The 25531-nt window shown below is 57.4% G+C and carries 22 protein-coding genes and 1 pseudogene; 15 read left to right on the forward strand and 8 right to left on the reverse strand.

The features are described from left to right. Nucleotides 1–117 precede the first annotated feature (117 nt). From HPT29_RS20500 to HPT29_RS20520, 5 genes are all read left to right on the forward strand, one after another. Nucleotides 118–887 (forward strand): IS5 family transposase gene (locus tag HPT29_RS20500; RefSeq protein WP_173947216.1). Its coding sequence is split into 2 segments (ribosomal slippage): nucleotides 118–439 and nucleotides 439–887, totalling 771 coding nucleotides; the frame shifts between segments, so codons are not numbered across the junction. Nucleotides 888–1660: 773 nt separating this feature from the next. Next, nucleotides 1661–2929 (forward strand): tyrosine-type recombinase/integrase, encoded by a 1269-nt coding sequence (locus tag HPT29_RS20505; RefSeq protein ID WP_259060220.1) that lies wholly within the window; start codon nucleotides 1661–1663, stop codon nucleotides 2927–2929. A 326-nt stretch (nucleotides 2930–3255) separates the two neighbouring features. Continuing rightward, nucleotides 3256–3873 carry a hypothetical protein gene (locus HPT29_RS20510; protein ID WP_173947218.1) on the forward strand — a complete coding sequence of 206 codons (618 nt, stop codon included), beginning with the start codon at nucleotides 3256–3258 and terminating at the stop codon, nucleotides 3871–3873. A 416-nt stretch (nucleotides 3874–4289) separates the two neighbouring features. Next, nucleotides 4290–5201 carry a DUF7146 domain-containing protein gene (locus tag HPT29_RS20515; protein ID WP_173947219.1) on the forward strand — a complete coding sequence of 304 codons (912 nt, stop codon included), beginning with the start codon at nucleotides 4290–4292 and terminating at the stop codon, nucleotides 5199–5201. Next, nucleotides 5201–6184 (forward strand): AAA family ATPase, encoded by a 984-nt coding sequence (locus HPT29_RS20520; protein ID WP_173947220.1) that lies wholly within the window; start codon nucleotides 5201–5203, stop codon nucleotides 6182–6184. The genes HPT29_RS20515 and HPT29_RS20520 overlap by 1 nt, the downstream gene beginning before the upstream one ends. Before the next feature lie 777 nt (nucleotides 6185–6961). Here the strand turns inward: HPT29_RS20520 and HPT29_RS20525 are convergent. Further along, nucleotides 6962–7330, reverse strand: a complete 369-nt coding sequence (locus HPT29_RS20525) for an Atu4866 domain-containing protein (protein ID WP_173947221.1) — start codon at nucleotides 7328–7330, stop codon at nucleotides 6962–6964. Nucleotides 7331–7345: 15 nt separating this feature from the next. Next, a complete protein-coding gene (locus HPT29_RS20530) occupies nucleotides 7346–8074 on the reverse strand; it encodes an SDR family oxidoreductase (protein WP_173947222.1) in 729 nt (242 codons plus the stop codon). Between the two features lie 139 nt (nucleotides 8075–8213). On the opposite strand from HPT29_RS20530, the pseudogene HPT29_RS20535 reads away from it, so the two are divergent. The 6 genes and pseudogenes from HPT29_RS20535 (at nucleotide 8214) to HPT29_RS20560 (ending at nucleotide 12909) form a co-directional block, all read left to right on the forward strand. Next, nucleotides 8214–9113 (forward strand): annotated as a pseudogene (locus HPT29_RS20535) (LysR family transcriptional regulator). A gap of 167 nt (nucleotides 9114–9280) precedes the next feature. Next, nucleotides 9281–10210 carry a helix-turn-helix domain-containing protein gene (locus HPT29_RS20540; RefSeq protein ID WP_173947223.1) on the forward strand — a complete coding sequence of 310 codons (930 nt, stop codon included), beginning with the start codon at nucleotides 9281–9283 and terminating at the stop codon, nucleotides 10208–10210. Nucleotides 10211–10373: 163 nt separating this feature from the next. After that, the gene (locus tag HPT29_RS20545) at nucleotides 10374–11123 is read left to right on the forward strand and encodes an SDR family oxidoreductase (protein ID WP_173947224.1); all 750 of its coding nucleotides are present in this window, start codon (nucleotides 10374–10376) and stop codon (nucleotides 11121–11123) included. 62 nt (nucleotides 11124–11185) lie between these two features. Continuing rightward, a complete protein-coding gene (locus HPT29_RS20550; RefSeq protein WP_173947239.1) occupies nucleotides 11186–11734 on the forward strand; it encodes a flavin reductase family protein in 549 nt (182 codons plus the stop codon). Nucleotides 11735–11799: 65 nt separating this feature from the next. Next, nucleotides 11800–12084 (forward strand): DUF1330 domain-containing protein, encoded by a 285-nt coding sequence (locus HPT29_RS20555; RefSeq protein ID WP_173947225.1) that lies wholly within the window; start codon nucleotides 11800–11802, stop codon nucleotides 12082–12084. Between the two features lie 390 nt (nucleotides 12085–12474). Beyond that, nucleotides 12475–12909: a DoxX family protein gene (locus HPT29_RS20560; protein ID WP_173947226.1), complete on the forward strand. Its 435-nt coding sequence runs from the start codon at nucleotides 12475–12477 to the stop codon at nucleotides 12907–12909. A 44-nt stretch (nucleotides 12910–12953) separates the two neighbouring features. Here the strand turns inward: HPT29_RS20560 and HPT29_RS20565 are convergent, their stop codons facing one another. Next, nucleotides 12954–13931, reverse strand: coding sequence for a LysR family transcriptional regulator (locus tag HPT29_RS20565; protein WP_173947227.1), 978 nt, complete (start codon nucleotides 13929–13931; stop codon nucleotides 12954–12956). 106 nt (nucleotides 13932–14037) lie between these two features. On the opposite strand from HPT29_RS20565, the gene HPT29_RS20570 reads away from it, so the two are divergent. From HPT29_RS20570 to HPT29_RS20580, 3 genes are all read left to right on the forward strand, one after another. Next, a complete protein-coding gene (locus HPT29_RS20570) occupies nucleotides 14038–14952 on the forward strand; it encodes a pirin family protein (RefSeq protein ID WP_173947240.1) in 915 nt (304 codons plus the stop codon). 72 nt (nucleotides 14953–15024) lie between these two features. Beyond that, nucleotides 15025–15621 carry an NADPH-dependent F420 reductase gene (locus tag HPT29_RS20575; protein ID WP_173947228.1) on the forward strand — a complete coding sequence of 199 codons (597 nt, stop codon included), beginning with the start codon at nucleotides 15025–15027 and terminating at the stop codon, nucleotides 15619–15621. Between the two features lie 60 nt (nucleotides 15622–15681). Beyond that, a complete protein-coding gene (locus tag HPT29_RS20580) occupies nucleotides 15682–16344 on the forward strand; it encodes a hydrolase (protein WP_173947229.1) in 663 nt (220 codons plus the stop codon). Nucleotides 16345–17185: 841 nt separating this feature from the next. On the opposite strand, the gene HPT29_RS20585 is transcribed toward HPT29_RS20580, so the two are convergent. After that, complete coding sequence (locus tag HPT29_RS20585; RefSeq protein ID WP_173947230.1) at nucleotides 17186–18508, reverse strand: GTP pyrophosphokinase; 1323 nt, start codon at nucleotides 18506–18508, stop codon at nucleotides 17186–17188. Between the two features lie 184 nt (nucleotides 18509–18692). On the opposite strand from HPT29_RS20585, the gene HPT29_RS20590 reads away from it, so the two are divergent. Next, on the forward strand, nucleotides 18693–19247 hold the full coding sequence (locus HPT29_RS20590; RefSeq protein ID WP_173947231.1) for a recombinase family protein: 555 nt from the start codon (nucleotides 18693–18695) through the stop codon (nucleotides 19245–19247). Between the two features lie 36 nt (nucleotides 19248–19283). Here the strand turns inward: HPT29_RS20590 and HPT29_RS20595 are convergent, their stop codons facing one another. From HPT29_RS20595 to HPT29_RS20610, 4 genes are read right to left on the reverse strand one after another with little or no spacing between them, the layout of a single operon-like run. After that, the gene (locus tag HPT29_RS20595; protein WP_210272071.1) at nucleotides 19284–22427 is read right to left on the reverse strand and encodes a type I restriction endonuclease subunit R; all 3144 of its coding nucleotides are present in this window, start codon (nucleotides 22425–22427) and stop codon (nucleotides 19284–19286) included. Next, nucleotides 22424–23116 carry an abortive infection family protein gene (locus HPT29_RS20600; protein WP_173947232.1) on the reverse strand — a complete coding sequence of 231 codons (693 nt, stop codon included), beginning with the start codon at nucleotides 23114–23116 and terminating at the stop codon, nucleotides 22424–22426. Before HPT29_RS20600 ends, HPT29_RS20595 begins: the two co-directional genes overlap by 4 nt. Then, on the reverse strand, nucleotides 23116–24438 hold the full coding sequence (locus HPT29_RS20605; protein WP_173947233.1) for a restriction endonuclease subunit S: 1323 nt from the start codon (nucleotides 24436–24438) through the stop codon (nucleotides 23116–23118). Before HPT29_RS20605 ends, HPT29_RS20600 begins: the two co-directional genes overlap by 1 nt. After that, on the reverse strand, nucleotides 24428–25531 hold the full coding sequence (locus tag HPT29_RS20610; protein WP_173947234.1) for an N-6 DNA methylase family protein: 1104 nt from the start codon (nucleotides 25529–25531) through the stop codon (nucleotides 24428–24430). Before HPT29_RS20610 ends, HPT29_RS20605 begins: the two co-directional genes overlap by 11 nt.

Here is a 25531-nt window from a genome sequence, read left to right on the forward strand (position 1 = left end):
CAGCATTTATACAGAGATCCGCTCGCATGTCCTTTCTAGAGCATGTGAATCGTTCCGGGGATCTACCGCCTGCTAGCGTCTGAAAGCGTTGTCCCTGCCTGAGAGCAGGAGGCGACGATGCTGACGGACGCACAATGGACGATGTTGGAACCTCTCGTTGAAGCCTGTCGGCCACATGCCAAAGTGCCCCCGTCTGATCTGCGCCGGACGGTGAGCGCGACCCTGTGGCGGCATGAGAATGGAGCCAAGTGGAGAGCCCTGCCAGCCGAGCTTGGGCCCTGGTGGATGGCCGCTCAGACCTTCATTCGCTGGGCGCGACTGGGTGTCTGGGAGCGATTGCTGAACCTGGTGCAAGAGCGTGGTGTCCAGCTCGGAATGACCTTCCTCGATGGCACGAACGTGCGGGCGCATCAGAAGGCCGCGGGGGCTCGCCGAAAAGGGGCTCTCAAGCTCAACGAGACCATCGTGAGGCGCTTGGCCGCTCTCGTGGCGGCTATGGCACCAAGGCTTGCGTGATCGCCGACAGCCAAGGACGGGCGATGGCCTTCCGGATTGCACCGGGTCAGGCCCATGAACGGCCTGAAGCCATTCCGCTGCTCGACAGCCTACCGGGTGTGCCCACCTGGGTCGTGGCGGACCGCGGCTATTCCAGCAGTAGCTTTCGCGAGCACATCTGGAGCATCGGTGCGAAGCCCGCAATCCCGACAAAGTCCAATGAGACGCCAGTCGCCTGTCCGGACTGGATCTATAAGAACCGCAATGTGGTCGAGCGGCTCTGGGCCAGGCTCAAAGAGTGGCGAGCGGTTGCAACGCGCTACGAGAAGACTGCCTCATCCTTCATGAGTGTACTCTGTCTCGCCGCTGCAATCGACTGGATCAGGCGCTAACAGGCCGTAGATCGCCCCGTCTGTCCGTGGGACAGACGTTCACCGTCGTCCCTATGGTAGACGTCCGCGTATAGTCCGCCCGCCCGGTCAATCGGGCTCCCGCGCCTCTTCCAGCCGAAAATCTCCTGCTTCAGGTCGAAGGTTTCGTCTGGTTCCGACTTGCATGCATTGGCGACGTACGCTGCATTAACCCCAAATTGGTGTGCGACGACCTCGCCGTTGTAATCCGGGAAGCCACCGTACGTCCTCCATAGGCTAGCAACCTCGCGTCTGGCGCACGTCTCATCTGCTAGGCTCCCAGAGACGCCGAGGTCGCTACGATGAATCTTAAGGAACGAAGATTGCGGTTCAGGAGGATCTGTAGCTCGGAATTCGAGCGGTTCCGTCACTCTGCTTCCCATTTGCTTCCCAATCCACTCTCCTGGGAGCAGGCCGCGAACCTGCGAGGGCTAAGTACTTGATTTTGATGGTACAGCCGCCCCGGCTCGAACGGGGGACCCCCAGATCCAGAATCTGGTGAACTACCTTATCAGCCCATCACAATGCTTAACTGCCACACCTATATAAATTATTGCTTTTGCTGGAAATTTGACAGTTTGTTTGTTCGCGTTATGCTCACTTCACAACGTATCATAACGCGTTGAGTTCGTTACCCGAGCGTTACCCGAAGGCTCCCTATAATTCATTAGGGCTGGTGCCCACGTGAGTTCACTATGCCAAAGGCCTTAACTGCGCAGAGCGTGGAACGGGTTAAGCCTGATCCACAGCGGCGAATGGAAATTCCAGATGCCGTACTGCCCGGCCTGTACCTCGTCGTACAACCAAGTGGTGCCAAATCATGGGCGGTGAGATATCGATTCGGCGGCAAGCCGAGAAAGCTGACGTTAGGCCCCTATCCGGCTCTCAACTTAGGTGTCGCGCGCGAATTCGCTCGAACGGCATTGCAAGCCGTGGCATCCGGTCGTGACCCAAGCATTGAGAAGGCAGAAGCAATCCGCCAAGCGCGTGAGGGGCACCCTAATCAGGATCTGGTCTCATCCGTGATTGACGAATTCATCACCCGCCATGTCCGCTTGAACAACAAGAAGCGAACTGCCGAGGAGGTTGAACGGACATTTAAACTGCACGTACGACCATATTGGTCTGACCGGCGGATTCAGGAAATCGCGCGCCGTGATGTAATTGAGTTGCTCGATCGCATCATTGACGATGGAAAACCTGTGCAAGCCAACCGCACTTTGGCTGTCGTCAGGAAGTTGTTCAATTGGGCCGTTGATCGTTCAATCCTCGATACTTCTCCCGTTATAAGGATCAATGCTCCCGCCCAAGAGGAAAGTCGCGACCGCGTCGTGTTAGACGACGAACTGCGCCTCATCTGGAAAGCGGCGGATGAGGTCGGCTTCCCATTTGGGCACTTAGTGAAAGTTTTAATGCTGACAGCCCAACGCCGTGACGAGGTGGCCAATGCCCGGCGCAGCGAATTCAACAAGGCAGGCGACCTATGGGTGATTCCAAAGGAGCGAACAAAGAACAGCAAGGAACATGATGTTCCGCTTAGCGAAGCGGCACGCGGGATCTTTGAGTCACTGCCTCGGATCAAAGGGGCAGCGGGATTTATGTTCACTACCAACGGAAATACGGCAGTTTCTGGCTTCTCAAAAGCGAAGGCCCGCCTCGACGGGATTATGCTCAGGATTGCACGCGAAGAAGCGGCAGTCCGCGGCGAGGATCCCACCAAGATTCAGATCAAGCCATGGAGATTGCACGATCTGAGGCGAACCGTAGCATCCGGCATGGCTCGCCTCGGTCAGCCGGTCCACGTAATTGAGGCCGTGTTGAACCACCGCAGTGGCGCGATCAGCGGGGTTGCCGCCGTTTATAATCGACATTCTTATCTTCCTGAAAAAAGACGTGCGCTGGAGTCGTGGGGCCAGTTCATTCTGGGTTTGGCGACGTGCACAACTGACGAGAAGTCCCTGGCTAGCGCAACTGCGGGATCCGTGTTGAATGTTAGTCTATCGGAGGCTCAGGCAAGCGGATAGCAGCGCCACAGGAAAGTGCAGGGTCCCTTCTTATATATGCTGAACGCTATCGATCCCCGCTCGGCGGTTTGATCAAGCATACGCAGGTTTCACAAGTTAACTATGGATAAAATTAGAGCCGTGCTGTTGGCGGGATTTCGTGCTTTCAAATCTAGTTAGACTGGCAAATCGCGCCAATGAGCATCCTGAAATGTGCATCAACTTATACCTTTTGAACCGACGCCAGCCCTTAAAACGAGGCATGTGCCGCCCTCATTTAACGGAACAGGTTCTTAGTGATCGCGGTAGGAAGAGCTCCCTGTAGTGTAGAATCGAAAGAACGTGCGGTGCCCGAGATCACACCAGATCAGATGGATCATATCCTTGGAATTCTGAATCCGCAGCACGCCGCTGATATCGCATTCTACCCTTTAATAATCAAACTGATATCGCTCGATTATCAACTGTCTCGCCAGATCCAGCCATTTCGAGTTCCTATAAAAGAGCATCGCAAACAAATAGAGAGAGTTTTTCGCGCTGCTTTTGAGCTAAGAGCAGCGATTAATAGCTTATGGAAAAGAGACTCGTTTATCATTGATATAGATAAGTTAATTGCTTCCAACTTCGAGGAAATAGAAGGTAACAGCGATAAGTTCTTAGCGTCTCTTAGCCTTATTATTGCTCTCACAAGAGGGGCTCTAGATCACGAGGACCTTTTATCGGAGCGGAGGGGTGAGGAGGCATCGAACCAAGGGAAGAAGAGTGTTGAACGATGGGCTTTGTGGGAGCCGCTATTTCAGATTTGGGTCGACGTTAAAGGCAATCTCAAGTTTGCCGAAGATGGTCCCCTGCACAGATTTGTTGATGCTGTACAAGTTGCGTCTGGCGGAGGCAAAACAAATCCTGATTCTTTGAAGAAGGCAGTTAGAAGTTGGAATCCTACGCCAGGGACCAAAGGGCCCTAAACAGCTCCCTTCCGTCCCCTGAAGATTAGATGATCAGTTGTTCATTGTGTGACCGCTTGCACTACCAGGAGCAATCACGTGAACTCTGATGACAGCTACTTGCCCGGTCCGAAGGTCAATTCCCGCTACGATATCTCAACTATGACCCGCTGGAGGTGGGAGCATAGTCAGACGCTCAATTTTCCAAAGCCTATAACCATAAATCGGAGGAAGTTCTGGCGCCTGAGCGACCTTGTAGCATGGGAAGCTACTCGAGCTGGCACTGACATAGAACCTGTGCAAAAAGCGTCATTATGCGGAACCGAAAACAGCAAATACAAAGAGGCGCCGTCTAATCGCCCATCAGTTCTCACCAGTGAACCAAGCCTAAATCCTAGCAACACCTCGACTCCCGCCATTAAGCAGGGAGAGAAGCAATGCAAGCCAAAGAGCAGCAATTAATGAATGCTCATATGCTTGCTCGCGCTCTGGGCGGCAGAGCATCCCACAACCAAGCTCACCTACCTGGAATAGGACATTCTCTTGCGGATCGGTCAGTTAGCGTTCTGTTCGACCACCGTATGCCAGATGGCTTTTGGGTAACCTGCTTTGGCGCTGGGGATCCGTTAGCTGAAAGAGATCGAATTCGGGATGTTCTGAATGGCTCTACGAGCCATCCCTCCGTCAATAAATCGGAATGCTTTGCTTCAGATCCCACAGGCTCAATACGCACACACGCCGCCCTTTCGATTTGGCAAGAAGCCTGCGATCCCTTCGATACGCCGGTAGAACTGTACCTATCTAAACGGGAACTTAAACTTCCTCCTGAAGCTGCGGCTAGAACAGTCCGCTATCATCCACGTTGCCCCTTCGCAGGAACGCATGTCCCTGCCATGGTGTGCCTTGTTCGCGATATCATAACGAACGAGGCAAAGGCGGTTCATCGCACGGCTCTCACTCACAAAGGAGAGAAGGCGGAGATCAGAGGTCTTAACCGCCTCAGCCTCGGGCCTGTGGCAGGGGGCGCCATCAAGTTCACGCCCGATGAGGATGTCACAACATGCCTCGGGGTCGGCGAAGGCCTTGAGAGTGCATTGAGCCTTTGTCGAATACCGGAATATGGCCCCTCCCCGATCTGGTCACTGATCTCAGCAGGCGGGATTGAGCACTTCCCGGTTCTTGCGGGTATCGAGTGCCTTTGGATTGCGGTTGACCATGATGAGACTGGGTTGAGGGTGGCTCGTTCCACCGGGCGGCGTTGGCAGGCGTCCGGAGCCGAGGTGTTCCTGACAACACCTTCGACGGCCGGTACCGACCTGAACGATGTTCTGATGGCGGGAGGGATCTGATGGTGCACTCTCCATACACCATTGAACACCTGCGCCCTGATACGGGATCATCAGACCAAGACCTTACCCCTGGAGTACCGAACTTTGAGACGATCACCTTGGGCGAACTTGTTCGACTGAAACTTCCCGAGCGGCAGCAGATCATCGCCCCTATCATCCCAGTGCAGGGACTGGCCATGCTCTATGCGGCGCGCGGAATCGGTAAAACCCACGTGGCCTTGGGGCTGAGCTATGCCGTGAGCTGTGGCGGCGCGTTTCTCCGATGGCAAGCACACAAGCCGCGCCGAGTCTTGTATCTTGATGGAGAGATGCCCGCGCAGGCTCTTCAGGAGCGCGCTCGGCAGATTATTGCCGCAAGTCCGCATCAGCCTCCAACAGAGGACTACTTCCGGCTTCTGTCGATGGACAGGCAGTCTTTGGGGTTGTCTCTCAATCTGGCAAAGCCAGAGCACCAAGCTGCTTTGGAGCCCCACCTGATCGGTGTCGAGCTTGTCGTGATCGACAACATTTCGACCCTGGTCAGTGGCGGCCGTGAAAACGATGCGGACTCCTGGGATGCCATGCAGGCTTGGCTCCTGCAACTGAGACGCCAGGGGATCAGCGTTCTGCTCATCCACCATGCTGGCCGCGGCGAGAATGCTCGTGGCACCTCCAAGCGCGAGGATGTCCTGGACACGGTCATCCAGCTCAAGCGTCCGGAGGACTACGATCCCGAGGAGGGCGCCCGCTTCGAGGTTCACCTCACCAAAGCTCGGGGTGTCTTTGGCGACGACGCCCTACCGTTCGAAGCCAAGCTTGAGGTGATTGATGGTCAAGCTCATTGGACTTGTAAGACGTTACAAGATCACGAGCTCGTCCAGGTGGAAGAGCTCTCCCAGGCGGGAATGTCCGTGAGGGACATCGCTGCACAAACCGGTCTCAGCAGATCGAGGGTAAACCGCATGCAGATGAAACTGCGAGAAGAAGGACGACTTCGGCATTAGCAGAACCATCGTGTCCCGCTGTCCCGCTCTCTTGCATGTGGGACAGCGGGACAGAGGCTTGGATGGGAGGGGCTGGGACACGTGGGACAGGCGGGGGAAAGCGAACGAAAGCGGAACATTCAAAGCTCGTCCTAGATTTGGATGGATCCTGCCTCCTAATCAAACGAACCTGGTCTGCGTCCAAGCGACAGCCTCAGAAATCAAAAGGAAATCAAATGGCACAGCGTGGTGGGAAGCGGTCTGGAGCAGGCCGTCCGCAAGGCCGAAGGAACAAGGCAACCGTTGCCCATAAGCTGACCCTTGAAGAACTCGCCCGATCACACACTGAAGCAGCACTTAATGTGCTGGTTGAAATCGCCCAGCATGGGCATAGTGAGGCAGCACGCGTCTCTGCGGCCAACGCAATCCTTGATCGCGGCTACGGAAAGCCGCGCCAACTCGAGCCAGAACCGCAGCCGGAAAAAATTACCCCCGAGCAGAGGCATCAGACCAATCGGAGTGCAATCGCAGCCGTGGAAGCGATGATTGAAGCATGTCTTCCTCCACTTCCGAGCCAACCAAGTCATCATGCCGGTAGTCAGGGATCACGATAAACTGCTGGGGCTTAGAAGACCAAATTGACCGAGTTGCGCGGAGGGATCGGCACGCTGGTGGAAGCCAAGTCTCAGTGTCTCGTCTCCTGTCGAAAGCTGACCTAAGGATTTGGTCCGAGAAGTGCCATGAGCGGACATTGAATCCCTGCCACGCATATTGCCGTGACAGGGATCACAGAAAACGTTAGGGACGCGGCTTCACCTGTCCGTCTCTATAGAACAGCATTCCACCGTGGTGGAGTACATCGTCGATGAACTCACCGTCGGCTGTAAATCCCGTATCGTCCCAGTAGTCGATTTTGTTGCCGCGGACTTCGTAGCGCCCCTGATAAGCGCTCTTGCGGGAGTCCCGCGCCTCATCATAACGGCCGTTCGGGTGAAGCTCCTGGCGAATGTGGCCATCCTTGGTGACCCACATGCCGGGATAAGGGTGAGTTGTCATGTCTGTTGCATCCTTGGATCGGGGTTGATCTGCTTTCGCAGGTTGCCCGAGCGTCCCTGGTGCGGCAGCTATTGCGACTGCAAGGACGAGAGCGAGTTCAATGTGTGGCATCGAAGGCTCCTTTCGTCAGTGCGGGCTTGCGGTCGGACGCACGATGATCTCGCTCACGTCCACATCAGAGGGTTGCTCGATCGCATAGCGAACCGCTCGACCAATCGCATCCGGCTCAATGGCGGTCCTGCGAAACTGCTTCATAGCCTCGCGTGCCGTGTCATCCGAGATCGTATCCGCCAGTTCGCTCGTGACAACGCCCGGCGAGATCACCGTTACTCGCAGTCGGTCCGTCTCTTCGCGCAGACCATCAGAGATCGCCCAGACAGCATACTTGGTGGCGCAGTAGACTGCGGCGGTCGGGGAGACCCGATGTGCTCCGACGGATGCGATGTTGATCACATGACCTGAGCCTGTGGTTTCCATGTGAGGCAGCACGGCCGCGATGCCGTTCAGAACACCCTTGATGTTCACATCCACCATCTGGTCCCACTCGTCGACCTTGAGGGCGTTCAGCGGGGACAGCGGCATAACGCCGGCATTGTTGACGATCACGTCGATCCGGCCGAACTCGTCCAACGTCGCGGACACCACCTGGGCAAAATCGCTGCGCGAGGTCACATCGAGGCGGTGCGCTCGTGCGATGCCGCCGGACGCCTCGATTTCCTTCACAAGGCTCTCGAGACGGTCGGTTCGCCGGGCGCCAACCACCACGATGTGTCCCGCTTTGGAAAGCTCCCGAGCGGTGGCCTCGCCGATCCCGCTGGAGGCTCCCGTGATGAGAACAATCTTCTTCTCCGACATAGCTCTTCCTTTCACCTCATCGGGCCGCCAGATCTCTGCACCTGAAGCGGTGATCTACGGCTCATGGGCATTAAATAACCCGCTCCTTTGGATAGTTCGCCTTGCCAATCCTGAATAGGTTGGTAAGTTATTGTCACCAATGAGCACGGATCTGTCTGGAATCGCTGTCTTCGTGACCGTTGCTGAGGCGCGCAGCTTCCGGGCCGCGAGTGAGCGGCTGGGCGTGACGCGCTCAGCCGTCAGTCAAGCCATCCGGCGTCTCGAGGAGCGGATGGGGGTTGCTCTGGTCCAGCGGACAACCCGCAGCGTTAATCTGAGCGAGGCTGGTGAACGCCTTTACCAGGCGGTGCGTCCAGCGCTGGATGATATGAACACTGCCATCGAAGCCGTGGGCGAAATGCGCGAGCACCCCACGGGCAGGCTTCGTCTGACGGTTTCCTCTATTGCCGAAAGGTTCCTGAGCGGCTCGTTGCTCGCTGACTTTCTGCTCGCCTATCCTGATATTCGTCTCGATATCACCATCAGCGATGACGAGTTCGACATTGTCGCTGAGGGGTTCGACGCAGGCGTCCGCCTCGGTGAGGTCATCGAACAGGACATGATCGCCATTCCCGTCTCAGCCGAGCAACGGCAGATGGTCGTCGGCGCGCCTGCCTATCTGGCGCGCTATGGCGCGCCTGCTCATCCGCGAGATCTGCCAGCGCATCACTGCATCGGATGGCGTCCGCAGCCGCAGGTCGCGCCGTACCGGTGGGAGTTCACCGACAATGGGCGGGATTTCGATGTAGCAGTGGACCCTCGGGTCACCACCAATGACATGCACGTCATGATCCGCCTGGCCTGCGCAGGCGCTGGCCTCACCTTTGGAATGGAGGAGAGCTTCCGCTCGTACATCGACCGGGGCGAGCTCGTACCGCTCCTGAGTGAGTTTTGCCCGCCCTTCCCCGGCTTCTATCTCTAGTATCCAGACCGCCGAAATCTGCCGCTCAAGCTGCGGGTGCTTGTAAACTATTGCCAACAACGGCGACGGCAGCTCTGAGGGACGTTCAGTGTCAAGGAAGAACCCCTTGCTCAGCAGCCCACATTTGGCCCATCAGCCGTTTACAAGAGCCTTGTCCGTCGCGGCAATCACCCCGCAGGTGTATAGCTTCGGGAACACTCGACGGCCGGCCGTCGGCGAGTAGACCAAACGCAGGAACCAGGGACGTGTCAGTGCCGACGTCGGACAGCGATAGCGCAACGCCGGAACGGACCTCGGCGAGCGCACACGGACAATATATCGGCGGGCGGGTAATCGCGAGCGGCGACGGCCCAGCCTGGCGCGACTTGTTTGTCGAGGTATTCTCCCACAAGCAGGTGGAGCAGCCGTTCTTAGTTCCCGCCGTGGCCGAACCTCTCATCGTATGGGTGATGTCCGGTGAAGCGAGGGTGGACGAGCGGGATCCGGGAGGCGAATGGCTTTCGAGCCGTGTCAGCGTCGGCGACTTCTTCCTCACACGCACACCCAGCCCCTATGAGATGCGGTGGGAAGCGTACGGCGACACGCCATTTCAGGTCATGCACCTCTACCTTGCCCTTCCGCTCTTCGAACGGGTAGCGGCTGAGATGCTGGGCAAGGCCGGCCCCGCTCCGAGACTGCGGGACGTCTCCGGCGGCCGAGATGAAACTCTGTCTCAAATTCTGGCCCTCGTGCACCAGGAATTGCTGCGAGGCGGTGATCAAAGCCCCCTCTTTGTCCAGGGCCTTGCCCAAAGCCTCGCCGTGCATCTTGTCCGAACCTATGCGGACGACCTTCAGGACCGCACGGCGAGCAATGCTCTTCCCGGCTTCAAGCTACGACGGGCAATCCGCTGTATGGAGTCCGGGCTTCACGAGGAGTTTAGCCTGAGCCGCCTCGCACAGGAGGTCGGGATGAGCGAGTTCCACTTCAGCCGGCTCTTCAAAAAAGCAACTGGGCTTTCCCCGTCACAGTTCTTCATCAAGAGGCGCCTGGCAAAAGCCCAACAGCTTCTTCTGGAGACGGAGATGAGCATCATCGAGGTCGGCATGTCTGTCGGCTACTCGAGTCCAAGCCACTTTGCTCAGGTTTTCCGGCGAGGGACCGGCCTAACTCCCAGCGACTACCGCCGCTCCTGATCCCGCCTTCCCCGCGGCGGATCTGACTTTCGCGCAAAATCGCGACAGGCTGAGCAAGCCGCCGAGAGAGAGGCCCGACTCCGCTCGCTAAATTCCCCTTCGTGAAGCGGGAACACTGATCGGTCTTCAACGACGGTGTTCCTCCCAATGAAGGAGATCATACATGACGAACATCACTGGCAAGGTTGCACTGGTCACGGGTGCTTCAAGCGGTATCGGTGCCGCAACTGCCCTCAAGCTTGCAGCCGCGGGTGCAAAGGTCGGCATCGCCGCCCGTCGAACCGAGAAGCTCGAAAGGATCAGGAGTGAAATCACCGCAAACGGTGGCGAAGCGCTCGTGATCGAAATGGACGTGGTCGATCCGGCATCTGTCGAAGCGGGCGTGGAGAAGCTTATTGGCGCATTTGGCTCGATCGACATCGTTGTCAACAATGCAGGACTTATGCCGCTCTCCGACATCGACCAGCTCAAGACCGACGAATGGCACCGGATGGTCGACGTCAACATCAAGGGCCTGCTGAACACCACCGCTGCGGTCCTGCCGCAGATGATCAAGCAGCATTCCGGCCATATCTTCAACATGTCGTCGATTGCCGGCCGCAAGGTCTTCAAGGGTTTGTCGGTTTACTGCGCGACGAAGCACGCGGTCGCCGCCTTCTCCGACGGCCTTCGCATGGAAGTCGGCCAGAAGCACAACATCCGCGTGACCTGCATCCAGCCGGGCGCCGTCGCGACAGAACTGTACGACCACATCACAGACCCCGGCTATCGGCAGCAGATGGACGATCTCGCCACGCAGATGACCTTCCTGCAAGGCGAGGACATCGGCGACACCATCGTCTTCGCTGCTCAGGCGCCCGCCCACGTCAACGTGGCAGAGCTCTTCGTTCTGCCTGTTGAACAGGGGTGGTGATCGAACCCGGCAACATCTGGCCTCCCCGCGAGAGCGGGGAGGCCATTCAGGAAGGACAGCAAATGAAAGAGATTGCGGCTTCTCAAGCCTATCGTCTGCTGGAGCCCGGCCCGATCGTCCTGGTCACAACCAGCTACGACGGCAAGCCCAACGTGATGACCATGGGCTTCCACATGATGATCCAGCATGCGCCGCCACTCATTGGCTGCGTGATCGGCCCTTGGGATCACAGCTACCAAGCTCTGAGCGAAACGGGTGAATGTGTGATTGCGATCCCGGCTCTCGATTTGGCCGAAACGGTCGTCGATATCGGCAACTGCTCCGGCGACAGCGTTGACAAGTTTCAGCGGTTCGGATTGACGGCCCGTCCGGCGAAAACGGTATCGGCGCCGCTCATTGCCGAGTGCCTTGCGAATATTGAATGTATTGTCGCCGATACGACCGTTGTCGACACGTACAATCTCTTCATCCTGGCGGTGAAGCGGATTTGGATTGACGAAACGCGTGAGGAAACACGGACTCTCCATCACCGCGGCGACGGGAGTTTCACCATCGACGGCGGCACTCTCGACCTCAGAGATCGGATGGTGAAGTGGCGGCATCTGCCATAGGCCGCGCCGCTATCATCGGACGACCCTCTGTTTTGCAACCCTCAGACTCACGAACGAGGCCATCCATGTCAGCCTATCTTGTCGTCGACCTTGATATCAACGATCCGACATCCATCGCTGATTATCGCTCCAAGGCTTTGCCACTCGTTGCGGAAGCCGGCGGCCGGCTCATTGCGCTTGATGAGGCCCCACTCGAACTCGAGGGCTGGCAGGCCACCAATATGTTGATTATCGAGTTCCCGAACATGGACGCGATCCGCGACTTGTTTGCCTCTCCCGCGTATGCGCCGCTCGCGCGTCAGCGACAGGCGGCCGCCGGCTCCCGGATCATCGCCTTGCGCGGGGTTTGATTGGGGCTCCTGGAGCGCGGAATAGACTATGCCTGGTGCTTCTTGCCCGGGCATATTTCGTCATAATGGGCTGGTGGACTGAGTGTCCAAATTATCGCCAACAGCAGTAAGACATATATCTTGCTCCCTCCACAGCCTGCACGATCACCTTCGACAATGTCCGACCGCGGGATCTGGACCACATGGCTTGCTTTCACCTCAATGAGATAGGGGCATTGGGTGCTGCCGGCGACTTTGCAATGAAATCCGCCGGAAACGACCGCTCTTTTCTAATTTTTCGAACCTATCAATTCATTTTATTCGGCTTTTCCGTCATGCTGGGAGATGGCATTTCTCTGTCTGTCTAAGGTGCTCTTCCTAAACAGCGCCTTTTCAGAAGGAAACCTTGCCATGTCTCACTCAGCAGCTCTCTCTCACACCCCCACCCAGGGCCGTTCTGCATCCGCCCTTGCTGATGCAGTTCCTCTCGCTGGCCGGGCGCTCCTGAGCGCCATCTTTGTCATCTCGGGCGCGTCGAAGCTCGCGGCTCCGGCAGCCACGATCGGGTATATCGAATCCGCAGGCCTGCCGCTGGCGTCGTTCGGGTTCGTCCTCGCGGTCATCGTTGAGGTCCTGGGCGGCCTTGCACTGATCGCCGGCTATCGCACACGGCTGGTTGCCGCGGGGCTTGCGGCTTTCACTCTCGCAACAGCGCTCGCATTCCACGCCAATCTCGCGGATCAGAACCAGTTCATCCACTTCTTCAAGAATCTCGCAATGGTCGGCGGATTGCTTCAGGTCGTGGCCTTTGGAGCAGGCCGCTTCAGCCTGGATGCCCGCCGCTGATGGCTTGCCTTATAATCAATGGACATCCCACCGAAAGGCCGCGTTCACTCCGCGGCCTTTATTGTTTGCGGTCTGCTGCCCGCAAGGAAGCGGGCAGCATTTTCATCAGCCCTTGCCGTCGGGCTCTCGGCTTGCTCCTGAAAGCGCTTGATCAGCCATGACCCGGCAGGGCCAGGCGGCGTATCGGTTCGATAGATCGCCTGCAGCCGGTAGGATCCTCCGCGGCAGTCGGGCATGTCGAGGCGGACGAGCCGGCCGGCAGCCAAGTCCTCGCGCACCATGGGTTCGGGCATGTTGCCCCAGCCGATGCCCTCCCTCAGCAGCATGTGCTTGGAGCCAAGATCCGCTAGCCGCCACGTCTGTGTTGCCACAACGGCCATATCCTGGCCCTGTGTGAAGGGCGAGCGGTCGGTCAGCACAAGCTGAATTTGATCGCGTCCTGCACCTGGCGCATTCTGGCCTGCACGGGCCAGCGGATGATTGGGCGCGGCCACAGGCACCAACTCGACGCTGCCGACGCCAATCCGCTCGATCCCGGCGATCTCCGCATCGAGCGGCCAGCCCACCCCGATCGAGGCAGAACGGTTGAGAACCATCTGGGTCACCGCGCCGAGCGCCTCGACATTCAACCGCAAATGTACGGTTGGAAACTCGGCCCGGAACTCCTTGAGAGCATCGACCACCCGCCAGGCCGGGAGCATCACGTCGAGCACGAGATGGATTTCCGCCTCCAGTCCCTGTAACAGCCCTTTGACCTTGGCACGCAGCCCATCGACACCGTTGGAGACAGTCCGCGCTTCTGCCAACACCATCCGGCCGGCTTCGGTCAGCTGAGGCTTGCGGGTAGACTCCCGGTCGAAGAGCGACACCCCCAGCTGCGCCTCCAGGTTGGCAATCGAGTAGCTGATGACAGAGGTCGCCCGGCCCAGCCTGCGGGCCGCGCCGGCAAAACTGCCGACATCCACAATCGTGAGAAAGACCCGCAGCTGATCAAGCGTCGGGATCCCTGGACCGGACGGCATATCGATTTCCTCGAACGTTACGGTTCATATTATGCGAGTTTTCCGGACACAGGAAATCGCCTTCAATGTCCTGACACAGCGCACCACTGGTGGAAAGGACAATGCCATGACTGTTCAGTCCTATGCGACCGAAGTCGAGCAGATCATTCTGCCGGCTGTCCGCGATCTCGGCGATGGCTTTCAGGTGCGCCGCGCCTTGCCCTCCATGCATCGCCGCATGGTCGGACCGTTCATCTTTCTCGACAGCTTCGGCCCTGTCGCCTTTCAGGCGGGTGAAGGACTCGACACGCGTCCTCACCCGCACATCGGGCTCGCGACCCTGACCTACCTCATCGATGGTGAGATTATGCACCGCGATAGCGAGGGCTATGTGCAACCCATCCGTCCCGGCGAGGTCAACGTCATGACGGCTGGTCGCGGCATCGTGCACTCGGAGCGGAGCAGCGACACGACACGGGCCAGCGGAGGGACGGTTTTCGGCTTCCAGAGCTGGGTGGCCTTGCCCGCAGATCAGGAGGAGACGGCACCCGGCTTCCAGCACGTCGACGCCGGCGAACTTCCCCTAATGGAGGGAGAAGGCATAAACCTCAGAGTGATCGCCGGCTCCTTGCATGGACGTACCGCCCCGACGCGCACCTACTCCGACTTGTTCAATGCCGATGTATCCTTGATCGATGGAGCGCGCCTGCGCATCGATGCGGAGCATGTCGAACGGGCGGTATACATCATCAGCGGAGAAATCGAGGTCGCCGGGCAGACCGGCAGCTTCGGCAAGGACCGGCTGGTTGTGTTCAAGCCTGGTGCGGAGATCGTGCTGCGGGCTGTCGGCGCGACCCGCCTGATGCTGCTAGGTGGTGAGCCGCTGCCCGAGAAGCGCTACATCTGCTGGAACTTCGTGTCGAGCCGCCGCGAGCGCATCGAGCAGGCTGCGCAGGACTGGCGCGACCGCCAATTTCCCGGTGTTCCGGGCGAGACCGAGTTCATCCCCTTGCCAGACACCCCGCCGTTCCGGCTGAAGTGACTCCAGCGGCGCCGCACTCAGACCGCCAAACCAAGCATTATTTCCAACCCTGCAAAAAAGGATCTCTGTGCCATGACCTATGCCATCATCGGCTCGGGCGCGATCGGCAGCGCTCTCGCTCGCCAGTTCGCCCGCAGCAATATCGACGTACTGATCGCCAACAGCCGAGGACCGGAGTCCCTCAAGGGCCTGGTTGCAGAGTTCGGACGTCATGTGACGCCAACGATCTTGCCGGACGCTTTGAAAGCAGACGTGGTGATCCTCGCTGTCCCCTTCACGGCCATAGGTGAAGCCGTCGGCGGCGCGGCGGCGTGGAACGGGCGGATTGTCGTCGACGCGACGAACGCCATCGATTTCCCAGCCTTCACACCCACAGATCTCGGAGGCCGCCCCTCGACCGCGATTGTAGCCGACTTGGTTCCCGGAGCACGAGTGGTCAAGGCCTTCAACACCCTGCCAGCAGCCGTGCTCGCCAGCGATCCAACGCAGAATAGTGGCCGCCGCGTGCTGTTCGTCTCGGGCGATGACGCCACAGCCAATGCTAACATTGCCGAACTGATCGAGCGCCTTGGCTTCGCGCCGATCACATTAGGCGCACTGGCTGAAGGTGGGTTGCTCCAGCAGTTCGGCGCGCCGCTCGTTGCTCAGAATCTGACCAAGCACGCATGACGTCTTCTGCTACCTGCTGATCACCCTCACGACGAACCTCTCTGCTGAAAGGATACTCCAATGATCACGTCAAAACCTGTCAGGGTCGGCCTCGACGCCATGCTGACGCCGGATAACTGCGCCCTGATGCTGATCGACCATCAGCCATTCCAAGTCAGCGGCGTCAAGAACATCGATGCGGCTCTCATGATCAACAACGTGGTGGTGCTCGCAAAGGCCGCCAAGGCGTTCGGCGTGCCTACACTGCTGACCACGGTTCTCAAGGATCATGGTGGGAATCTCATCAAGCCGCTCCAGGATGTCTTTCCCGAACAGACGCCCATTGACCGGACGACGATTAACACCTGGGAGGATGAAAGCTGCCTCAGATGGGTGGAGGGCACGGGCCGCAGGAAGATCGTGATTGCGGCCCTGTGGACCGAGATCTGCCTCGCCTTTCCTGTCATCCACGCTCTAGGCGAAGGCTACGAGGTTTATTTCGTCACCGACGCCTCCGGTGGAACCAGCGTGGAGGCCCACGAGATGGGAATTCAACGGATGATCCAGTCGGGTGCCATTCCGCTCACCGCCGGCGTGTTCATGGCTGAACTTCAGCGGGATTGGGCGCGCGAAGAAACAGCCGGCAAGGTGGCAGAGATCATGCTCGAGCATGGCGGCGCCAGTGCCACCAATCTGGCCTGGGAACTCCAGCTTCTCGCCGGTCGGCCCGGCGCCGGCGTCTGACCGGCCAGGAGCGAGGATAACTCACGAAAAGTCCAGGCACCGAGCGGAGACCGGAGATTCCGGTCTCCGCTCGACGGACACGGGCAAAAGACGCGATTTGATTCCCAGCTACTCCGTCCTGTTTCAAGAGATTGCCACGGGTGACTGAACGTCGGCTCAGGGTCATTTTCGGCTGATCCCCTGCCCCTCAGGAACGTCCGCAGTTCCTGCCCTGAGCCGACACTCGTCATATTTCTAGGGCGTGCCATTAGGAGACCTCCCGCGTGGGCGCACTACCCTTTCTCCGACCTCGGAGAGGATCAGCGCGAGTTGATCCCTCTTGCGCCAGGGCTCACTCACGGTGCACGAATTGGAAGCCGCACTGGCGTCCGCCGATAGACAGCGCCCCCCAGACAACCGCGAGGCACTGATCAGGGAATTCTTGGCAGCGCGCGCCGGGATAACGCATGACGGGATGGTCGCCCGAAATCGCGCTGTCACCGCATGGTGGCCGGGCTATTCACCTCCGGCAGGAGATCGCAACCGGGCAAACACCCCGTTTGTCCAAGCACCTACTGCTGATGGGCAGTCTTTGCTACCCAATGCCGCTTGATCCCGAGGTGGGCATCGATAGAGGTTCCGGGTGCGTCCTTGGCGGCCTTACTAGTCACGGGATCGGACTTTAGAACGCCCGGTTGATCTAGCTCGCGACTTCTGCCTGGGCTCTGCATGTTAGTGCTGGCTCGGTTCACCAGTGATAAAGCGCAGCATCTCCTTGCAGATTTTGCATGGATAGTTGGCCAACGCTGCGTTTCGTGAATCAGCCTGCATCCAATGCTTCCGCTCTTGATTGTAGAGGTGTCTACCGCTGTCTCTCCATCGGGTCATCTTCACCCGATTGAGCCCACCGCATTGCAGCTTTTATGTGAGGATCAGGACTCGCCTCCAGATCCGCGAACACTGCTGAGAACTCGCTGATTGCCTCGCGCATGGTGGCAGTATCTGGAATTATGACTCCGTGCACCACACGGTTGCGAAGACTTCTCAAGAAGGACATGCGCCGACTGGTTACCGTATCCATCGGGAATGTTTTGGAAAGGCTTCGTTCTGTAACCGCCGTGGTTGCGCGTCCATTTTCTTGACGGTTGAGCATACGGAAGAACCGCTCAAACGTAATCCACTGATTAAGGAACTCTCCTATCAGGTCATGTGGTGCCCTGTCGTTAGTTGCTGGACGACGAACACTGCTGTCGTGGCCTATGACCTCTTGCTGGATCTCCAAGAAGCTCTGATAGAGATCCGGCCTGGCAGCGAGAATCCTGTCTGCTATCTGGTCGGCTATAGGTCTCGCTTCTGTATCATGGTCAAGAGCTGCGACAAAGGGGCGAACGGTGGCGGGTGTGTCCAAATCAGCTCGGCGAAGTAGGCGCAGCAGTACGTTAAGACGACCCATCGTCGGTTCGGCATTGGACTCGTCGCGGAGTTCTTTCGTCTCCTCATAGAGAAAAGCAGCAAGCTCATAATGGTTCGTGAAACGAGACCCACTTTGGGCAACACGCTTCTCTACGGCTTTCTGGAGTTGTTCCAGTGCTATCTCACCAGAGATGATCAATCCGTTGAGCATGTCGAGAATAGCATGCTCGTCTGAAGAGAGTTCTCCGCTTAAAGGCTTGTATGCAAGGTCATGTTCAACTTCTGACCATGCATGCATGAGGACCGAAGCGACTTGAATTTCGATGATAGTTGAAGCGTAGCGACGTTGAGGCTCAATTAAATCCTCACTCTTCAGCCGAACACGATAGTGAGTTGCGTGGTAGCCGGTAAATCGCTTTTCTGCACGCGGATTGGGCCCTGGGAACTCCCGACGCTCCTGCACATCAAATTTCTCAGCAATCAACCTGTCAAAAGTCATTCGATCGGCTGGGAAGTAAACAGCAGCCCGAACGCCCGCGAGGTCAACAATGTCACTACGGCAATCATCCACCGATGAATATGGGGTCGTTCCGTTGCGCTTTTCCAGTTTCTCGCGCAGGCGGTCAGGACGCTTAGCTCGGTAAGAGACGATTGCTCGGATTCCGTTCGCCTCTAACAGCTTTTCGCATTGTTGAGCGCAAAGCCTCGCAGCTTCTTGGAAGAAGTCGAACTCTCGAAGGTATGCCTGAACAAAATCATCTGTGATCGTCATGCTTCCTAGGCTGACATGTCAGGAGGCCATTTGGAAGGGGGAGGCATTCAGCAAGACGTTCCATTGGACCTTGCTCAAACGGAACAAGAGACTTCCCTGCTCCAGGCGTTCCAACGACATATATTTTGACTTTTGGAACAGATCGTTCCACAATTCTTAGAGTCCAATGGAACAGGAGCGGTTGATGCTGGTGGGTTATGCCAGGACGAGTACCTTAGACCAGGAGGCTGGCTTGGAGGCGCAGCTACGGGAGTTGAAGATCCTCGGTTGCGAGAAGGTATTTCAGGAACAGGCAAGCTCGATCGGTCCACGCATGACCCTAGAGCAAGCTCTAGAGTTCACCCGCGAAGGTGACACCCTTGTCGTGACGAAGCTCGATCGCTTGGCCCGTTCAGTCCCACATATGTGGGAGATCATTCGGACGCTCCAGGCCAAGGGCGTCGGCATCCGCATCGTCAACATGGGGATCGACACTAACACGCCGACCGGCAAGCTCATGCTCAATGTCCTTGGCGGCGTTGCCGAGTTCGAACGCGAGATGATGCTGGAGCGGCAGCGCGAGGGCATCGCGAAAGCGAAAGCCGAAGGGAAGTATCAGGGGCGCAAGCCAACTGCACGAGCTAAAGCCCCGGAGATTAAGATGCTCCACGCAGAAGGGGTGAAACTTTCCGAGATTGCACGTCGGCTTGGGATCGGCAAAGCATCTGTTCATCGTGTCCTCCGAGAACAGATGCTTTAAACCTGGTTTCAAAGAGCGGTGATAAAAGAGATTACCTCAACCCCAGTCTGCTGCAATGGCTTCAGCCTGACGCACGACGAGGTCGACAGCCGCCTTCTGCAGGTCCGGAGGGTAACCGTAGCGAGCAAGCAGCTTGCGCACTTCAATCCGCATTTTTGCGCGAACACCTTCCTTTCGTGTCCAGTCAATGGTAGCGGATGCCCGAATGGTCTGTACTAGGAGTTGGGCGAGCGTCCGCAATGTCTCGTGCGCCATCAACTCCTTTGCCGACCCATTCTCAGCGAGCGCCTCATAGAACGCGACCTCCTCTTGTGAGAGGCCTAGCTCGTTGGCTCGCGAAGTGTTCTCCTGCATTTCCTTTGCGAGCGCGATGAGCTCCTCAATGACCTGAACGCTGTCAACCGCGCGATTGTGATACTTGCGGAGTGTCTGATCGAGGCGCTCCGTCAACTTCGCGGACTGCACGATGTTGGTCCTTGCACGAGCCTTAATCTCGTCCGCAAGCAACCGCCTGAGTGTCTCGACGGCGAGGTTCTTCTGTTTGCTCGCTCGAACCTCTAATAGGAACTCTTCCGAGAAAATAGACAGGTCTGGCTGATCTAACCCTGCCGACCGAAACACATCAAGGATACCATCCGCCATCACAGCGCGCGAAAGAAGCTGGCGTATGTCATGCTCTACAGCCGTTCGGCTACGGCCATCGCCAGAGGTGTATTTGACGAGGTTCGCTCTCAGAGCCGCTATCAATGCGATTTCGCCACTGCGAGCTGTTACGCGTTCATCACCCGCACTGATGGCGTAAGCAACTTCGAGCTTGAGTGCTGTTTCGATAAAGATGTCACGTCGACCGCTAGCAAGGAGCTGCTCAAGGCACTGCTTTAGGATTGTTAGCTTTCCCGTCGGCGGGGCGCCAAAGAACTCTCGCCATGGGGCGCCCTCCAGTAGCGCGAGGGCACTTTCCAAGTGCAAGAAGGTTTGGCGCGCGGCCTCGTCTGAGTCCATGCGCACTTGGTCTCTGTCGCCTTGAGTATATTTGCCAAGAGCCGCCCGAAGCTCCGTCCCGATCCCAAGATAGTCTACAATAAGACCGCCAGGCTTATCCCCCCAGACGCGGTTGACGCGGGCGATGGCCTGCATGAGGCCATGCCCACGCATAGGCTTATCGATATATAGGGTGTGCAGCGACGGCGCATCAAATCCAGTCAGCCACATATCCCGAACGATCACGAGATCGAAGCTGGAGTTAGGGTCCTTGAAGCGGTTCGCCAGCGCTTCAAGACGCGCCTTGGTTCGCAGATGAGGTTGCAATGACGCGGGATCATCCGCCCGGTTTCCAGTGATCACCACCTTGAGAAGCCCAGCATTGTCATCCCGGGGATCTGCTGACACCCAACCAGGGCGTAGCTTTGCGATCTCGTCATACAACATCACCGCCACGCGGCGGCTTATAGTGACGATCATACCCTTGCCGCCGGCCATGGCCTCCCGGCGTTTCTCGAAGTGCTCCACAGCGTCGGCAGCAATTTTAGCGATGCGGTCAGGAGCCCCAACGATTTCCTCGAAGCGCGCGAGCTTTCCCTTGACGCGTTCTGCTACCGCGTCATCTCCTTCGGAGAGCTCTTCGGCGAGCGTATCGAGCTCTGTCCTATCATCATCACTCAGATGAAGGTGGAGCTTAGCAAGCCGGGCAGTGTAATGGATCGGCACCGTCGCTTTGTCCTTGACCGCCCTTGTCATGTCATAGGTATCGATCACCTCTCCAAAAGTGCCGTATGTGTCGCGATCCTTCTCCTCGATAGGCGTTCCAGTAAAACCAACCACGATGGCATTGGGCAGTGCCTGCCTTAAATAGTCTGCGAAGCCGACAGCCTCGTGCATCCCGCCGTCGCGCTCAACATACTTCTTTTTAAATCCGTATTGGGTGCGGTGCGCCTCATCTGCGATGACAATGACGTTGCTACGGTGAGTTAGTAACGGGTGCTCTCCATCCTCGCCGCGGAAGCGCTGGATGGTGGTGAAGACGAGTCCCCCGATATCGACTGTTAGCAGGCTGCGCATCTCCTCCGCTGTCGCGGCTTTCCGTGGTGTCCCTCGCAGGGCTGCCCCATGATCTGCAAATGTGCCGTAGAGCTGGTCATCAAGATCATTGCGATCCGTCACCATCACAATGGTGGGGTTCTTCAGCGGCTTTGCAAGCTGCAGCTGACGCACGAAGAACAGCATGGTCAGGGACTTGCCCGATCCTTGTGTGTGCCAGATAACGCCACCCTTGCGTGTGCCGGATTGAGAGGCAGCGAGTGTGGATGTAAGTGCCTTCTTCACTGCATGGAATTGGTGATAACCGGCGAGCTTCTTGGATTTTACGACGCCGTCCTTTACCTCGAAGGCTACGAAATCAACAATGAGGTCTAAGAACCGTTCCGGGGCAAAGACACCCCGGATCAGAACTTCAAGTTCGGAGCGCTCTGCGTCATCACGGTCTGTGCCGTTGATGGTGCGCCAATGAGTGAAACGATCAAGTCCCGCCGTCAGTGAGCCGATGCGCGCGTTCGTCCCATCGCTGATAACAAGCACCTGATTGCATCGCATCAACTCTGGGACCTTCAAGCGATACGTCTGAAGCTGATTGAAAGCCTTTTCCAGGGTCGCATTTGCGTCGGATGGGCTTTTGAGTTCGAGAACGGCGACAGGCAAACCATTGATAAACACCGTAACATCGGTCCGTACAGTGCCGTGGTCGCTCTTGACGATAAACTGGTTCGCCACCAGTAGCCTATTTGCGAGCGGGGTCTCTCGATCGAGAAGCTTCAATCCGACTGTGCGCGACTCGCCTCGCTCATTGACCTCAACTGGTACTCCAGAGACGAGGAAAGGATGGAAGAGGCGGTTGTTTTCAACCACATCCTGACTAGGAACGGCCATGATTTTGCGGATTGCTCCGTCGACCATAGCTGCCGTAGCCTCAGGGTTGAGCTGGGCAATGGCGCTACGCAGCTCAGGCTCAAGGATGGCTTGGCGATAGTCCGTTCGAGCACCCATTGGACCATCAGGAGCGAGGTAGTCTCCGGGCACGGTCTTCCAACCGATCAGCTCGAACCATGATAGGGCAGCGAGCTCAACCGCTGCCTCGGCAAGCCCCAAACGCTGTGTATCGGATGGCAGCTCGTATGTGTCGCTCACGCGGCAGCCTCCTTGCCTTCATCCTCAGTCCCTATCTCAGTCAGCCAAGCGGTCTTTTTTGTCTCATAGACCGTTTCATCAAGTGCATAGAGGACTTGGCTGGCAGAGTATTGGGCCTCATCAACCTCGAAGCTTCCATAGAATTCATCGATAAATTCATTGAAGGCAGGGTATGTATCGTAGGGAGCTCGCTGCTCGGGAGCAGCGACGGACCGGGTCCAAGCTACGTCAAAGAGAAACGAAACAAGGCTGTCACACAGTCCGCCAAGCATCTTGGCATGTTGCCTGCCAAGGCTAGACCAATCGGGTGAACCACCGTGACGTAAATTACGGTAGTTACTAAGTTCAGATAGCGCGCCTGCCATCCCATTGATTGATCCGAGGAGTTTCTGAATAGTTGCTCCGATCCGTTCAGCATCGGGATGTCCTGCAATGGAGAAGTCCATTGCCTTGAGTATGCGGCTCGTGCGTGCGGGGAACTCCGTCTGTTCTGCAAGATTTACGCCGAGATGTGGGGCAAGGGTGTGGTGCGCAACTTCGAAAAGCGATCGGACGCGGTGGAGACACATCTCTGGTTCACCTTCGATGCTTGCTTCCAACGCTTCAACGGGCCGTTGTAATGGAGCAGCCCTATCCGGATGTTCGACAATGAGTGCTCGAATGAGCTGTAGTTTGAACTCCTGTGCCATTATGCAGCCACTCCCGCTTCGGCCGAACTTTGGATAGACAGCTCACCGAAGATTAGCTTTGGAAGCAGGATGTCCCGCAACTCTCCAAGTGTTTGGCTCTCCTTAGCAAGATTGATGATGCGTGAAACAAGCTCATCAGCCCGTCCAGAGAAGGCTTCAATAATGTCATTGGGTGGCGCGAGCATTGGCAAGGACCTCAGCGTTCCCTTACTAATCTCCGGGAACGTTGAACCTCCTGCCACTGAGATAAACATATCGACGTTCTGCTCGCACCATAGCCAAGCGTATGACGTAGACCATTTCTTCGCGACGATGCCTGCCATGCCTTGGTTTATCGCGACCGGAACAACGGCGAAGGCGAGATAGCCAATTGGCGCGCGCGTTGAGAGCAAGATTGAGCGTGGTGGAAGCAGTCCAGAGTTTGACTGTTCAAGCCCTGCTTTCGAAAGCTGGCGCTCAGTTGCGAGTAAGATGGGCGAGCTGAGGCGAGAAAGATCACGCGGCGTCGCCCAGGAATGCTCTTCGCCCCAATACTCTGGCTTGTCGGTACTTGGGGTATTGCCGCTACGCACCTCGAACAGTTCGCCAAACGGAGCGGTACTCCACCCCTCTGGCAGACCGTCGTCGCCGAAGCAGGAGGGGAACAGGGCCGCGATGTCATCTGGGAGACCGGTTGGGCGACCTTCGGCTTTGGCGCGAACGGGATCGAAATCCACGAACCAGCTCTTGAACAGTGCCCGTGCGATCTCCTCTAGCGTTTCAGCCATCCGTTGGTTCAGCTCTATTTTGTTATCTAGAGTTGAAGTGATCTCTCCTATTGAACGCTGAGTGTCGATGTGCGGAAGAGGAATGGAAAATCGGCGTTGTGCGGTTAGGCTCACATAGGGAGCCATGTCGGTCTCCCCTTGCACCTTATAGAGTTGCTTCGCGAACTCTGATGATCTCATAAAAGCATAGAGATAGGCACGGTCCAGCTTATTTGGATCGAGAGATCGCCAGACAGTAGTCTGCGGGGAACAGACAAATGCTGGAGGATTTTGGCCCACTCGAGCTATCTTGCCGACTGTACCCTTGTGAGACAAAATGATGTCGTTGGGAGCACCAATTCCTTTGCGGACACGCGCTGCCGCAGCATCATTGATGTGCTCGCATGTCGAGAACATGACGTTTCCATCTTTGAGGTCGGCCGCACGGATGAACGCCATACCGGACGGAACAAACTCGTGAGGTAACGGTCTGTATTCACCGTGATTCCCGTCCTCGACAAAAATCACGCCTTCGGCTTGCAGCTCTTCGACGGTCCTTGTGGGATTACCAGCCATAGCCGACGCTCCCAAGTACCTTACGGATACCTGCGTCGAGCCTTTCGCCTTCGGCCATCTGGTCGTGCAGTGCCTTAGTAAGCCGCATCATCTTGGCCTCGAAGGGCTCGTCTTCCCCTTCAGCCTCCGGCGTGCCGACATAGCGGCCCGGTGTGAGTACGAAACCCTGCTCAGCTATCTCCGCCAGCGTCGCAGATTTAGCGAAGCCCGGAATGTCCTTGTACTGACCTCCTGCCTCACGCCAGGCATGGTAGGTGTCTGCGATCTTGGCAATGTCCTCGTCAGTCAGCACTTTGAGTGTACGGGTCTCCATAGTGCCAAGGGCGCGTGCGTCGATGAAAAGCACTTCGTCCATGCGGCTCCTGAGTGCCTTGTCGCGCACTAAGCCATTTGACTTATCCCGTGTCAGAAACCAGAGGCAAACTGGGATTTGGGTGGTGGAGAAGAGTTGACCGGGGAGCGCCACAATGCAGTCGACAAGGTTGGCCTCGGCGATCTTACGCCTAATATCGCCTTCACCCGATTGCTGGCTTGAAAGCGATCCGTTCGCCAACACGAAGCCCGCGTACCCGTCTGGCGCGAGGTGATGGATTATGTGCTGTACCCATGCAAAGTTAGCGTTGCCCGCAGGCGGCACTCCGAACTGCCAGCGGTCACCGGATCTTAGCTTATCGCCGCCCCAATCGCTGTCGTTGAAGGGTGGGTTGGCAAGAATATACCTGGCCTTCAGACCGGGATGCAGGTTCTCGTGGAATGTGTCCGCCCATTTTGGGCCGAGATTTGCTTCAATCCCACGAATGGCGAGGTTCATTTTGGCGAGCCGCCACGTGGTAGGGTTCGACTCCTGCCCAAATACTGATACGTCGTTCAGTTTGCCGCCGTGTGCCTCCACAAAGCGCTCAGACTGCACGAACATGCCGCCAGAGCCGCAGCAGGCGTCGTAAACGCGGCCCTTAAAGGGCTCAAGCATCTCGACGAGCAGCTTTACTACGCAACCTGCCGTGTAGTACTGCCCACCCCGCTTGCCTTCGAGCTTGGCGAATTCGCCAAGGAAGTACTCATAAACCCTGCCTAACACTACTTTGGCAGGCAT

The organism is Microvirga terrae (assembly GCF_013307435.2).
Classification (GTDB): domain Bacteria; phylum Pseudomonadota; class Alphaproteobacteria; order Rhizobiales; family Beijerinckiaceae; genus Microvirga; species Microvirga terrae.

Bases quoted from the DNA above. Each gene is read 5' to 3' on its own strand.
- HPT29_RS20520 (WP_173947220.1), top strand. From the start codon at position 5,201: ATGGTGCACTCTCCATACACCATTGAACACCTGCGCCCTGATACGGGA.
- HPT29_RS20570 (WP_173947240.1), top strand. From the start codon at position 14,038: ATGACTGTTCAGTCCTATGCGACCGAAGTCGAGCAGATCATTCTGCCG.
- HPT29_RS20505 (WP_259060220.1), top strand. From the start codon at position 1,661: ATGGAAATTCCAGATGCCGTACTGCCCGGCCTGTACCTCGTCGTACAA.
- HPT29_RS20545 (WP_173947224.1), top strand. From the start codon at position 10,374: ATGACGAACATCACTGGCAAGGTTGCACTGGTCACGGGTGCTTCAAGC.
- HPT29_RS20600 (WP_173947232.1), bottom strand. From the start codon at position 23,116: ATGGCACAGGAGTTCAAACTACAGCTCATTCGAGCACTCATTGTCGAA.
- HPT29_RS20515 (WP_173947219.1), top strand. From the start codon at position 4,290: ATGCAAGCCAAAGAGCAGCAATTAATGAATGCTCATATGCTTGCTCGC.
- HPT29_RS20560 (WP_173947226.1), top strand. From the start codon at position 12,475: ATGTCTCACTCAGCAGCTCTCTCTCACACCCCCACCCAGGGCCGTTCT.
- HPT29_RS20585 (WP_173947230.1), bottom strand. From the start codon at position 18,508: ATGACGATCACAGATGATTTTGTTCAGGCATACCTTCGAGAGTTCGAC.
- HPT29_RS20525 (WP_173947221.1), bottom strand. From the start codon at position 7,330: ATGCCACACATTGAACTCGCTCTCGTCCTTGCAGTCGCAATAGCTGCC.
- HPT29_RS20565 (WP_173947227.1), bottom strand. From the start codon at position 13,931: ATGCCGTCCGGTCCAGGGATCCCGACGCTTGATCAGCTGCGGGTCTTT.
- HPT29_RS20530 (WP_173947222.1), bottom strand. From the start codon at position 8,074: ATGTCGGAGAAGAAGATTGTTCTCATCACGGGAGCCTCCAGCGGGATC.
- HPT29_RS20555 (WP_173947225.1), top strand. From the start codon at position 11,800: ATGTCAGCCTATCTTGTCGTCGACCTTGATATCAACGATCCGACATCC.
- HPT29_RS20605 (WP_173947233.1), bottom strand. From the start codon at position 24,438: ATGGCTGGTAATCCCACAAGGACCGTCGAAGAGCTGCAAGCCGAAGGC.
- HPT29_RS20575 (WP_173947228.1), top strand. From the start codon at position 15,025: ATGACCTATGCCATCATCGGCTCGGGCGCGATCGGCAGCGCTCTCGCT.
- HPT29_RS20610 (WP_173947234.1), bottom strand. From the start codon at position 25,531: ATGCCTGCCAAAGTAGTGTTAGGCAGGGTTTATGAGTACTTCCTTGGC.
- HPT29_RS20550 (WP_173947239.1), top strand. From the start codon at position 11,186: ATGAAAGAGATTGCGGCTTCTCAAGCCTATCGTCTGCTGGAGCCCGGC.
- HPT29_RS20590 (WP_173947231.1), top strand. From the start codon at position 18,693: ATGCTGGTGGGTTATGCCAGGACGAGTACCTTAGACCAGGAGGCTGGC.
- HPT29_RS20580 (WP_173947229.1), top strand. From the start codon at position 15,682: ATGATCACGTCAAAACCTGTCAGGGTCGGCCTCGACGCCATGCTGACG.